Below are 11,083 nucleotides of genomic sequence, written 5' to 3'. Positions count from 1 at the left end.
TCGGCACCGCGCAGGCGCGGCTGGCCCGGGGGCTGGGCGACGGCGTGACCGACAGCGCGCCGCTGGCCGGTGGGCTCGGCGCCGCGCGCCGCGGCGTCAGCGGCTACCGCGGCCAGCTCGCCGACGCGGCGGGGCCGAACGGGATCGGCCAGCTCGATGCGCTGCAGCGGCGCTCTCCCGGGTTCTTCCGCTCCGGCTACGTGGCGGCGGCCGCCCTGGCCGGCGCCCGCCCGCTCGATCGCCAGGCATCCGAGATGCTGGTCGACACGGCGCACGGGGCGACCTTCGGGCGGATCGTGCTGCTGCCCGACCTGCCGACGAACGACCCGCGGACGACGGCGCTGGTAGCGGCGGTCCGCGGCGAGGTCTCGCGCTGGCAGCGCGACACCGGGATCACGGCGGCCGTCGGCGGCGGCGCGAGCCAGCTCTCCGACTTCGACGCGGTCACCAAGGCCCGGATCCCGCTGCTGACGATCGTGATGTCGCTGGTCACCTTCCTGCTGCTGGTGGTCGTGCTGCGCTCGCTGCTGCTGCCGGCGCTGGCGGTCGCGCTGAACCTGCTGACGGTCGTCGTCTCGATGGGCGTGCTGACGTTCCTGTTCACGGGCGATCACCCGATCCTCGGCGGTGCCGGGTCGCTCGACGTGCTGATGATCTCGGCCGTCTTCGCCGTCACCTTCGCGCTCTCGATCGACTACCAGGTGTTCCTGCTCTCGCGGATGCGCGAGGGCTACGTGCGGACCGGCAGCAACGACGGGGCGATCGACTTCGGCGTCCGTCGCACCGCGACGGTCGTGACCAGCGCCGCGGCGATCATGGTCTCGGTCTTCACGGCCTTCGCCTTCGCCGAGTTCGTGGCCGTCAAGCAGATGGGCGTCGGGCTGGCGGTCGCCGTCCTGGTCGACGCGACGGTCGTCCGGTTGGTGCTGCTGCCGGCGGCGATGACCCTGCTCGGCGAGCGCACCTGGTGGCTGCCGGCGTGGCTCGACCGCCGGCTCCCGCACGTCGACATCGAGGGCGTCGGCGACCCCCGGCCGACCCGCCGGCCGCCGCGCCCGAGCACGACCCCGGTCGTAGGCTCCGGCGACTGAGTATGATGATCGTCATAGGGACCGATCGTCCGCCGCAAGAGGAGCTGCAGCATGCCCGTTCGCCTGCCTGACCGCATCGCCCGCCCGCTGATCAAGGGGGCCAAGCGGCCGATGGAGGGCTCGCGCTCCTCGAAGGCCGCGAGCGTGCTGGACCTGCCGGTCGAGCACGGTGACTTCGCCGCGCTCGAGGGGCACAAGCACGTCCTGCTCGTGACCTACAAGCGCGACGGCGGGGCGGTGCCGACGCCGGTCTGGTTCGCCCGCGACGGCGAGCGCCTGTACGTCTGGACCGAGGTCGAGGCGTTCAAGGCCAAGCGCGTGCGGCGCGACCCGCGGGCGCTGCTGGCGCCCTGCTCGCCGATCGGAGCCCCGCTCGGGCCGCCGATCGCTGCCCGTGGCCGGGTGCTCGAGGCGGCGGCCGAGCGCGACCACGCCGCGCAGGTCATCCGCCGCCGCTGGGGGATCGGCCGGCGGCTGTTCGAACGGCTGTCGCGCCCGCTGACCGAGGTCCACTACCTGGAGTTCGTGCCGGCGGGCGAGGACGCCGGTCCCGGGGCGTAGCCGGCGGACGCGGTCGGGCGGGGCGGCGCGTTCCCCGACCGACCGTGAGCGGCTAGCGCGTGAGCTTCTTGTAGGTCAGGCGGTGCGGGCGGTCGGCCTCGTCGCCGAGCTCCTCGCGGCGCCAGGCCTCGTAGGCCTGCAGGTTGCCCTCGAACCAGGTCGCCTTCGAGTCGCCCTCGAAGGCCAGGATGTGCGACGCGATCCGGTCGAGGAACCAGCGATCGTGGGAGATCACGACGGCGCAGCCGGGGAACCCGAGCAGGCCGTCCTCGAGCGCCTGCAGCGTCTCGACGTCGAGGTCGTTGGTCGGCTCGTCCAGCAGCAGGACGTTGCCGCCGCGGCGCAGCAGCTTGGCCAGGTGGACGCGGTTGCGCTCGCCGCCGGAGAGCGACCCGACCTTCTTCTGCTGGTCGCCCTTCTTGAAGTTGAACGACGCGACGTACTGGCGGGAGTTCATCTCGCGCTCGCCGACCTTGACGTAGTCGAGGCCCTCGGAGATCTCCTCCCAGACGTTCTTGTTCGGGTCCAGCGAGTCGCGCGACTGGTCGACGTAGGAGAGGTCGACCGTCTCGCCGAGCTTGACCGTCCCGGAGTCCGGCTGCTCGAGCCCGGTCAGGAGCTTGAAGAGCGTCGACTTGCCGGCGCCGTTGGGCCCGATCACGCCGACCATGCCGCCGGGCGGCAGCGTGAAGCTGAGGTTCTCGAACAGCAGCTTGTCGCCGAACGCCTTGCTGAGTCCGTTGGCCTCGATCACCGTGCCGCCGAGGCGCGGTCCGGGCGGGATCGTGATCCGGGTCTCGTCGAGGCGCTGGGCGGACTGCTCCTCCATCAGCGCGTCGAGGTTGTTCAGGCGCGCCTTCTGCTTGGTCTGGCGGCCCTTGGGGTTCTTGCGCGCCCACTCGAGCTCTTCGTTGATCCGGCGCTGGCGGGCGACGTCGGTGCGCTTCTCCATCGCCATCCGCTTGGCCTTCTGGTCCAGCCAGCCGGAGTAGTTGCCCTCGAACGGGATCCCGCGGCCGCGGTCCAGCTCCAGGATCCAGCCGGCGACGTTGTCCAGGAAGTAGCGATCGTGGGTGACCGCGACGACGGTGCCCTTGTAGTTCTCCAGGTGCCGCTCCAGCCACGCGACCGACTCGGCGTCGAGGTGGTTGGTCGGCTCGTCCAGCAGCAGCAGGTCGGGGGCCGACAGCAGCAGCCGCGCCAGCGCCACGCGCCGCTTCTCGCCGCCGGACAGGTCGGTGACGTTCCAGTCGCCGGGCGGGCAGCGGAGGGCGTCCATCGCGTACTCGACCTTGTTGTCGAGGTCCCAGGCGTCGGCGGCGTCGATCTCGGCCTGCAGGCGGGCGAACTCGTCGGCGGTCTCGTCGCTGTAGTTGACGGCCAGCTCGTTGAACTTGTCGACCAGGGCCTTCAGCTCCGACAGGCCCTCCATGACGTTCTCGTGGACCGTCTTGGTCTCGTCCAGGTGCGGCTCCTGCTGCAGGAAGCCGACGGTCGCGTTGGGCGCCAGCTGGGCCTCGCCGTCGAACTCCTTGTCGTCGCCGGACATGATCCGCAGCAGGCTCGACTTGCCCGCGCCGTTGTACCCGAGGACCCCGATCTTGGCGCCGGGGAGGAACGACAGGCTGAGGTCCCGGAACACCGTCTTGTCCGGCGGATGCACCTTCGTGAGCTGGTGCATCGTGAAGACGTACTGGGAAGACACGTCACAGACGGTAGCGAGACGCCCTCGTCGACCCGTCCTCGCCCCGGGATCGACGGCCGGGGGCGGCGGCGCCGTCGCGCCCCGTCCGACCGCCGCCAGGGCGTGGCCAGCGCTCCGCCGCCGTGCTACCTTCGTGGTGATGGCGCGATCAGCTGCGCCGTCCCGGACGAGAGGGCGCGCCGTACCCGGAACGACGACGGCGCTCGCGAAGGAGCCCCTCATGGCCTGGATCATGCTCGTCGTCGCCGGACTGCTCGAGGTCGTCTGGGCGATCGCGATGAAGCGCAGCGACGGCTTCACCCGCGTGCCCGAGACGGCGGTCTTCCTGGTCGCGTCGATCGCCAGCTTCGTGCTGCTGTCGCGCGCGCTCCGCGACCTGCCGATCGGGACCGGCTACGCGGTCTGGACCGGGATCGGCGCGATCGGCGCGGCGATCGTCGGCATCGTCTTCCTGAGCGAGGCCGCGAGCCCGCTGCGGCTGGCGAGCCTGGGTCTCGTCGCGGCCGGGATCGTCGGCCTGGCGCTCAGCTCGGCCGCGGCGCACTGAGTCGGGCGCGGGGCCGTGGACGTGCCGCGCGCCCGGCGGGGCCGGGCGCGCGGACGATCGTCGGGGTCGCACGGGCGACTCCCGTGCCGGGCGTGGCGCGCTCGCCCGGCGGGGCGTCCGGCGCACGAAGCGGACGCTCCCGCCGGGCGACGCGCGCCACCCGCGGCGGGGGCTGCCACCCCCGGTGCTGCAAGCAGCCCACGCGCTCCGCCCGGGAGAGGAGAGGGCGGAGGGGCGCATGGGCCTTGGCCGCCGCCCACGCAGGAGGCGGGGCCAAGCTGACGACGCGCTGCCTCGTGCCGGGGACACTCCCGGGTCGGTTGCCCGGCGGTCGGCGAATCGGTCATATGTAGAAAGTAGATCAGGATTCGTATATTTTCAACTCCCGATCTGGATCGGTGCGCCGCCGGTCCTCCGCCCGGCCCGGGCCCCGCGGTCGGCGGCGCCGGCCGCGGTCCGATTGGCTGCTCGGCCGGCGCTCGCTAACCTCGGTGGGATGGCCTCTTCCGTCTTCGACATCGAGCATGGGCTCGGGCTCCTCGAGCTCACCCCGCCGTTCGGCAAGCGAGACGTCCAGCAGGCCCGCCGGAACCTCGCCAAGCGCTGGCATCCCGACCTGGCACCGCCCGGGCGCCAGCTCGAGCACGAGCGCCACCTGAAGGCGATCAACGAGGCGGCCGATCGCCTGGAGCGGCTGGCCGAGCACTCTCGCGGCGGCACGGTGACCGCCAACGCCGTCAAGGTCAACGCCGCGGCCGCCCGCGCCGCGCGCGAGGAGGAGGGGCGTCGCGCCTACGAGGCGTCCGAGGCCGCCGCCGACCGCGCGAAGCACGACCCGTTCGGCAGCCGGATGCCCGACCACTCGGTCGTGCACCGCTACGCGCGCTGCGTCTCGTACCCCGAGTGGGGCGTCGGCAACGTGACCGGCGTCTACTTCACGGGCCAGGGCGACGACATCCAGCAGTTCGCGCGCGTCTCGTTCCAGCTCGGCATCCGCACGGTCCCGGCGGGCACCCTCCAGTTCGTCGACTTCTCCAAGCCCGACCCCGGGGCCGAGCGGGTCCAGCGGTTCCTGACCGCCGCCCAGCACGCGCTCGCCGACGGCGAGTTCGAGATCGCCGCCAAGCGCCTGCTCTACGCCCGTGACGCGGACCCGTCCAACACCGTCGTCCTGCGGCTGCTGACGGTCGCGCTGCTCCAGGCCGACGACCTGGCCGCGGCCGGGCGGGCGGTGCGCGACTGGCTGCGGGTCGAGGGCGAGCGCCCCGGCCCGCACCGCTTCGCCGCCCGCATCTACGAGGCCCAGGGGGCGACGATCCAGGCCGAGGAGTCGGCCGCCCGCGTGGTCCACATGACCCCGCGCGACGGCGCCGCATGGGCCCGGCTCGGGCGGCTGCGGCTGCGGCTGCACGACCGCTCGGGGGCACTCGACGCGCTGGAGCGGGCGCGGGCCCTGGAGCCGACGGTCGAGGGGCTGATGGACCTGGCGCTGGCCGCCTACCTGACCGGCGACCTCGGTCGTCAGGTCGACGCCTGCCGGCAGGCGACCGAGCTGGCGGACGAGGTCGACGTCGACCCCGGCCTGCGCGCGCGGGCGTGGGCGCGCTACGCGCACGCGCTGGCGAGGACCGATCGCACGACCGACGCGCTCGACGCCTGCGACCGGGCTCTGCAGCTGGCGCCGGCCGACCGCGAGGTCCGCGAGCTGCGCGACCGCCTGCGCGACCGCGCCCCGCGCGAGCTGCAGCCGGCAGCGGGCTGACGGCGGCGTGCGGCGCGGTGGCCGGACGGTCGGCGGCGGTCGCCGGCACGAGCTTCACCCGCGCGTCACACCGCTGCCGCCGCCCCGCTGTTCACTGGCGGCGTGCGTGACTTCACCGGAACCCCCCATCCGTCCTCGCGCCGCCGCGGCTCGCTTGCCGCGCTCGGCGCCGTCGCCCTCTCGCTCGCGGTGACCGCCGTCGGCGCCGCTCCGGCCGTCGCCCACGGCCCCGACCGCTGGGCCCGCAGCGGCGGCACCCTCGGCAGCCTCCGCGAGCGCGCCGTCTACGCCCACCGCGGCGCCAGCGGCTACCGCCCCGAGCACACCGCCGGCGCCTACGAGCTGGCGATCCAGCAGGGCGCCGACGTGATCGAGCCCGACCTGGTCGCGACCAAGGACGGCGTCCTCGTCGATCGTCACGAGAACGAGATCTCCGGCACGACCGACGTCGCGTCGCACCCCGAGTTCGCCGACCGCAAGCGGACCAAGGCGATCGACGGCGCGTCCGTGACCGGCTGGTTCACCGAGGACTTCACGCTCGCCGAGCTGCGGACCCTGCGGGCCAAGGAGCGGCTGCCGGCGCTGCGCCCCGCCAACACCCAGTACGACGGCAAGTACCAGGTGCCGACCTTCCAGGAGGTCATCGACATCGCCCGCGAGGCCAGCCGCCGCACCGGCCGCACGATCGCCCTCGCCCCCGAGATCAAGCACTCGACCTACTTCCGCTCGATCGGGATCGACGAGGAGCGGGCGCTGCTGCAGGTCCTGCGCCGCAACGGGCTCGACAACCGCCGCTCGCCGGTGATCGTCCAGTCGTTCGAGATCTCGAACCTGAAGTGGCTGGACCGCAACGCCAAGGTCCGCAAGGTCCAGCTGATCGACACGGTCGGCAAGCCGGCCGACGTCGCGGCGGCCGGCGGCAGCACGACCTACGCCGACCTGACGACGCCCGCCGGCCTGCGGGGGATCGCCCGCTACGCCGAGGCGGTCTCGCCGAACACCGCCTGGATCCTGCCGCGCGACGCCAGCGGCCGCTCGCTGGCGCCGACCTCGTTCGTGACCGACGCCCACCGCGCCGGCCTGCCGGTCGTCGTCTGGACCTTCCGTCGCGAGAACAGCTTCCTGCCGCTGGAGCGGCGCAACGGCAGCGACCCGGCGACCCCGGGCGACCTGCAGGGCTACATCACCCAGTTCCTGCGGCTGGGCGTCGACGCGGTCTTCACCGACAACCCCGACATCGGCGTCGCGGCGGTGACGGCGTTCGAGGCGGGGCGGCCGGGCGGCCACGGCGGTCACGGCCGGCGCTGAGGCGTCAGCTGGGGGCATGCGCGCGGGGTGGCGTCAGTTCGCGGCGGTCGGCGCGGCGAATCGACGCCACTTCCCGGGCATGCCGGCGAGCTGACGCCACTGGCCGGGCTACAGCCGCAGCCCGCGCTCCAGCTGCGCCAGCCCGGCGTCGACCTGCGCCAGGTAGTCCCCGTCGGCCGTGGCGGCGTGGAGCATCGACGCCAGGGCGACGCCGAAGATCGCCCCGGCGACCGTCCGGACCTCGAGGTCGTCGCCGTCGCGGCCGGCTCGTGCGGCGATCGCCTCGGCCAGCATCGCGACCGTCCGCATCGACTCGTCGATCAGCCGCGCCCGCAGCTCGGGCACGGCGAGGATCAGCTGGTGGCGGGCACGCTCGGTCTGCCAGGCCGCCTCGCCCATCCTGCTCCGGACCTGCCCGATCGCCGCCCGGATCGCCGTCACCGCGCTCAGCTCCGGCGGCTGGGCGTGGAACGCCTCGAGCAGGAACGCGTCGAGGTCGTCCTGCAGGATCACCTCGTCCTTGGTCGGGAAGTAGCGGAAGAAGGTGCTGGGGGAGACCTCGGCGGCGTCGGCGATCTGCTCGACGGTGGTGGCGGCGTAGCCCTGCTGCTCGAACAGCCGCAGCGCGACCTCGCGGATCGTCGTGCGAGTCCGGAGCTTCTTGCGCTCGCGCAGCCCGGGCCGCGGCGGTGCCTCGACGGCCTCGATCCGATGCTCAGGCGACGACGTCATGTCCCGATTCTGCTCGCCGAGCGGACGGAGCGTCGCCGGGGGTCGCGGGCGCGGAGCCGGGGCGGCTCTCCGCGAGCGGCGCCGGGCGTCCCGGGAGGAAGCAGATCGCCAGCACCACGCCGAGCGCGGCGACTCCGCCGCAGGCCAGCAGCGTCGCGTCCATCCCGTGCACGAACGAGGAGCGAACCGCATCCAGCAGCGGGGCGCAGTCGCCCAGGCGGTCGGCCGCGGCGACGCCGGCCGCGGCGCTCTCGCGCGCGGCGGCCACGACGCCGTCGGGCAGCCCGGCGTCGTCGAGCCGCCCGCGGTAGCCGGCGTTGAGGATGCTCCCCAGCACGGCGACCCCGACGGCTCCGCCGACCTGGCGCAGGGACTGGATCAGCCCGGAGCCGACGCCGCTGCGATCCGGCGGCAGCGCGCCCATCGCGAGGTTCATCAGGGTCGGCAGCGCCAGGCCCATCCCGATGCCCGAGAGCGCCAGCCACGCCGCCGTCAGCCCGTAGCCGTCGCCGCTGGCGGTGGTCGCGCCGAGCAGCACCCCGCCCGCCAGGCTCGCCAGCCCGGAGACCGCGACGACCTTCGCTCCCGCGCGGGCGGCGAGCCGGTCGGCCAGCCGCGCGCCGACGACCAGGCCGCCGACCATCGGCAGCAGCCGCAGGCCGGTGCCGAGCGCGTCGTAGCCGCCGACGGCCTGCAGGTACTGCGGCCCGACGAAGAGGATCCCGAACAGCGCGAACGACATCACCGTCGCCAGCAGCGAGCCCCAGGTGAAGGCGCGCGAGCGGAACAGGTCGAGGTCGATCAGCGGGCTGCCGCCCGGGCGCCGGCGCAGCCGCAGCTGCCAGGCGACGAAGCCGGCGAGGACGAGCAGGCCGGCGGCGATCGCGGCCAGCGAGCGGGCGTCGGTCCAGCCACGGTCGCCGGCCTCGATCAGCCCGTAGGTCAGGGCGGCCAGGCCGATCGCCGAGCCGGCCACGCCGCCGACGTCGATCCGCGGCCGCTGCGGGCTGCGCGACTCCGGCAGGAAGCGCCAGACGGCGAGCAGGCCGAGCCCCACCACCGGCACGTTGATCAGGAAGATCGACCCCCACCACAGGTGGTCGAGCAGCAGGCCGCCGGCGATCGGGCCGATCGGCAGGCTGATCGCCGTCGCCATCACCCAGATCCCGAGCGCTCGCGGCCGCTCCTCCGGGCTGAAGATCACGGTCAGGACCGACATCGAGAGCGGCATCAGGAACGCGGCGCCGAGCCCGAGCAGCGCGCGGGCGGCGATCAGGGCGGCGGCCGACGGGGCCACGGCGCAGAGCCCCGACGCGACGCCGAACAGGGCCAGCGCCGCGAGCAGCAGCCGCTTGCGTCCGAAGCGGTCGCCGAGCAGGCCGGCCGGCACCAGCGCGGCGGCCATCACCAGCGTGTAGGCGTTGGCGATCCACTGCAGCTCGCCGGTCGAGGCGTCGAGCTCGGTCGCGAGCGTCGGCAGCGCGACGCTCAGGATCGTGCTGTCGAGGCCGACGACCAGGACGCTGAGCGCGAGGGCGGCCAGCGCCCACCACCGTCGGGGGTCGGCGTAGTTCATGACAGATCCTCGAAAAAGAGAGTAAGCATGAAATGAAAGTAACTGTCAGATTTCGGATCGTCAAGTGGCCGTCGGCGCCCGTCCGGGCGGCGGCGTAGCCTCTCCGGCCCGATGCGCCTGATCGTCGCCCGCTGTGAGGTCCGCTACTCCGGTCGCCTGGAGGCCCTGCTGCCAGAGGCCCTGCGGCTGCTGATGGTCAAGTCCGACGGGTCGGTGATGGTCCACGCCGACACCGGGGGCTTCAAGCCGCAGAACTGGATGACGCCGCCGACCGTCTTCGAGTTGGAGCGGGGCGGCGAGCCGGTTCCGGGGGAGGATCCGGCGCTGGCCGCGGGTCGCACCGCCGACGGTCAGCCGGTCGACGGCGACGGCGACGGCGACCGCGCGCCGCTGACCCGGATCGTCGTCCGCAAGCGCGCCGGGTCGACCGAGGACCGGCTCGACATCCGGATCGTCGAGGTCCTCTCCGACGTCGTCCACGACATGGGCGAGGCGGCCGCGCTGGAGAAGTCCGGCGTCGAGCGCGAGCTGCAGGAGCTGCTGGCCGGCGCGCCCGAGCACTGCGGCGAGGGCTTCCGCCTGGTCCGCCGCGAGTGGCCGACCGACATCGGCCCGGTCGACCTGATGTGCCGCGATCCCGACGACGGCTGGGTCGCGGTCGAGATCAAGCGGGTCGGCACGATCGAGGCGGTCGAGCAGCTGACCCGCTACCTCGAGCGGCTGCGCGAGGACCCGGGCATGGGCGAGGTCCGCGGCGTCCTGGCGGCCCAGCAGATCAAGCCCCAGGCCCGCACGCTGGCCGAGTCGCGGGGCATGGACTGGGTCGAGGTCGACCTTGCGGTCCTGCGGGGCGAGCGCGAGCCGGCGCTGACCCTGTTCGACGTCTGAGCGGCGCGACGCTGTGCGCCGGTCCCACGACGGGGGGTGAGGGCCGGGATAGGCTCGCGCTGACGTTGCCCGTCCGCCGGTTGCCTGCCGCTCGCGATGACCACTCAGCCGCCCTCCCTCGCCGACGCCGGCCGCCCGCGCCTCGGCTGGATCGACCTCGACGTCGCCGAGGAGCATCCCAACCTGTCGCTGGTGACCGTCACCGTCGCCTGCGAACCACGCCGCCGCAGCCCGCCGTGGGTCCGGCGGCGGCTGGCCGAGCTGTCGACCCGGGTCGGCGGCGCCCAGGTGATCGAGCTGCGGCGGCAGGAGATCCCGGCCGCCTTCCGCGTCTTCTTCCGGCACATCGGCATCGACCCGGACGAGCGGCGGACGCCGATCGAGCAGGCCTACTACGAGCGGCTGCGGCGCGGTCACTTCGAGTCCAACGGCCTGCCGCGCGACGCCCAGCTGGCGGCCCTGGTCGAGACCGGCGTACCGATCTGGGCGCTCGACGCCGACGCCATCGACGGGCCGCTCGGGATCCGCCCGACGATCGACGGCGAGGCCCTCGGCGACGGCGACCTCGCGACCCGCTCGCCGGCCGGGAGGCTGGTGATCGCCGACGCCACACGGGCCGTCGCCGAGCTCTGCGGCGACCCGCTGCCGGCCTATGCGCCGAGCCGGCGGACCAAGCGGGTGCTGCTCTACGCGCTGCAGATCGCCGGGGTCTCCTCGATGCACGTCCACGAGTCGCTGTGGACGGCGCTGGAGTTGCTGCAGGTCGACTGATCGCTGGCGGTGCTGGTCGGGGTCTCGGGGCTGCGGTCTCAGCGGAGGTGGCGTGCGTGGTCCGCGGGGGTGTTCTCGATCGCTCGTGGGCTCGGTTGGGGTGGCGGGCGTGGTCCGCGGGGGTGCGGTACGCCCTCGATCG

General features: G+C 73.8%; 10 protein-coding genes and 1 riboswitch. Of the genes, 7 read left to right on the top strand and 3 right to left on the bottom strand.

The window, feature by feature from the left end:
- Window positions 1-1,091: MMPL family transporter (locus PAI11_RS24800; RefSeq protein WP_170320757.1), on the top strand; the 1,091-nt coding region annotated here is incomplete at its 5' end.
- 51 nt (window positions 1,092-1,142) lie between these two features.
- Window positions 1,143-1,652, top strand: a complete 510-nt coding sequence (locus PAI11_RS24795) for a PPOX class F420-dependent oxidoreductase (protein ID WP_007577890.1) — start codon at window positions 1,143-1,145, stop codon at window positions 1,650-1,652.
- Between the two features lie 52 nt (window positions 1,653-1,704).
- Here the strand turns inward: PAI11_RS24795 and ettA are convergent, their stop codons facing one another.
- The gene (gene ettA, locus PAI11_RS19210) at window positions 1,705-3,357 is read right to left on the bottom strand and encodes an energy-dependent translational throttle protein EttA (RefSeq protein WP_007577889.1); all 1,653 of its coding nucleotides are present in this window, start codon (window positions 3,355-3,357) and stop codon (window positions 1,705-1,707) included.
- Window positions 3,358-3,493: 136 nt separating this feature from the next.
- Window positions 3,494-3,563: riboswitch (guanidine-III (ykkC-III) riboswitch) on the top strand.
- 14 nt (window positions 3,564-3,577) lie between these two features.
- On the opposite strand from ettA, the gene PAI11_RS19205 reads away from it, so the two are divergent.
- The 3 genes from PAI11_RS19205 to PAI11_RS19195 all read left to right on the top strand — a co-directional run bounded on the left by PAI11_RS19205 (window position 3,578) and on the right by PAI11_RS19195 (window position 6,974).
- Window positions 3,578-3,904 carry a DMT family transporter gene (locus PAI11_RS19205; protein WP_007577888.1) on the top strand — a complete coding sequence of 109 codons (327 nt, stop codon included), beginning with the start codon at window positions 3,578-3,580 and terminating at the stop codon, window positions 3,902-3,904.
- Window positions 3,905-4,400: 496 nt separating this feature from the next.
- Window positions 4,401-5,666, top strand: a complete 1,266-nt coding sequence (locus PAI11_RS19200) for a tetratricopeptide repeat protein (protein WP_007577886.1) — start codon at window positions 4,401-4,403, stop codon at window positions 5,664-5,666.
- Between the two features lie 102 nt (window positions 5,667-5,768).
- Window positions 5,769-6,974 carry a glycerophosphodiester phosphodiesterase gene (locus PAI11_RS19195; protein ID WP_007577885.1) on the top strand — a complete coding sequence of 402 codons (1,206 nt, stop codon included), beginning with the start codon at window positions 5,769-5,771 and terminating at the stop codon, window positions 6,972-6,974.
- Window positions 6,975-7,082: 108 nt separating this feature from the next.
- On the opposite strand, the gene PAI11_RS19190 is transcribed toward PAI11_RS19195, so the two are convergent.
- Window positions 7,083-7,706, bottom strand: coding sequence for an acyl-CoA-like ligand-binding transcription factor (locus PAI11_RS19190; protein WP_007577883.1), 624 nt, complete (start codon window positions 7,704-7,706; stop codon window positions 7,083-7,085).
- Window positions 7,690-9,282 (bottom strand): DHA2 family efflux MFS transporter permease subunit, encoded by a 1,593-nt coding sequence (locus PAI11_RS19185; RefSeq protein ID WP_007577881.1) that lies wholly within the window; start codon window positions 9,280-9,282, stop codon window positions 7,690-7,692. The genes PAI11_RS19190 and PAI11_RS19185 overlap by 17 nt, the downstream gene beginning before the upstream one ends.
- A 111-nt stretch (window positions 9,283-9,393) precedes the next feature.
- On the opposite strand from PAI11_RS19185, the gene nucS reads away from it, so the two are divergent.
- Both nucS and PAI11_RS19175 read left to right on the top strand, forming a co-directional pair.
- Window positions 9,394-10,170 (top strand): endonuclease NucS, encoded by a 777-nt coding sequence (gene nucS, locus PAI11_RS19180; protein WP_007577880.1) that lies wholly within the window; start codon window positions 9,394-9,396, stop codon window positions 10,168-10,170.
- Between the two features lie 96 nt (window positions 10,171-10,266).
- On the top strand, window positions 10,267-10,941 hold the full coding sequence (locus tag PAI11_RS19175) for a hypothetical protein (protein WP_007577878.1): 675 nt from the start codon (window positions 10,267-10,269) through the stop codon (window positions 10,939-10,941).
- Window positions 10,942-11,083: the final 142 nt, after the last annotated feature.

Source organism: Patulibacter medicamentivorans (assembly GCF_000240225.1).
Taxonomy (GTDB): Bacteria; Actinomycetota; Thermoleophilia; order Solirubrobacterales; family Solirubrobacteraceae; genus Patulibacter; species Patulibacter medicamentivorans.
Note: the sequence above shows the minus strand (reverse complement) of the source record. Positions and strands in the feature narration are given on the sequence as shown.

Excerpts from the sequence above, each read along its gene's own strand:
- PAI11_RS19190 (WP_007577883.1), bottom strand. The coding sequence starts at position 7,706 with ATGACGTCGTCGCCTGAGCATCGGATCGAGGCCGTCGAGGCACCGCCG.
- PAI11_RS19200 (WP_007577886.1), top strand. The coding sequence starts at position 4,401 with ATGGCCTCTTCCGTCTTCGACATCGAGCATGGGCTCGGGCTCCTCGAG.
- PAI11_RS24795 (WP_007577890.1), top strand. The coding sequence starts at position 1,143 with ATGCCCGTTCGCCTGCCTGACCGCATCGCCCGCCCGCTGATCAAGGGG.
- PAI11_RS19175 (WP_007577878.1), top strand. The coding sequence starts at position 10,267 with ATGACCACTCAGCCGCCCTCCCTCGCCGACGCCGGCCGCCCGCGCCTC.
- nucS (WP_007577880.1), top strand. The coding sequence starts at position 9,394 with ATGCGCCTGATCGTCGCCCGCTGTGAGGTCCGCTACTCCGGTCGCCTG.
- PAI11_RS19185 (WP_007577881.1), bottom strand. The coding sequence starts at position 9,282 with ATGAACTACGCCGACCCCCGACGGTGGTGGGCGCTGGCCGCCCTCGCG.
- PAI11_RS19205 (WP_007577888.1), top strand. The coding sequence starts at position 3,578 with ATGGCCTGGATCATGCTCGTCGTCGCCGGACTGCTCGAGGTCGTCTGG.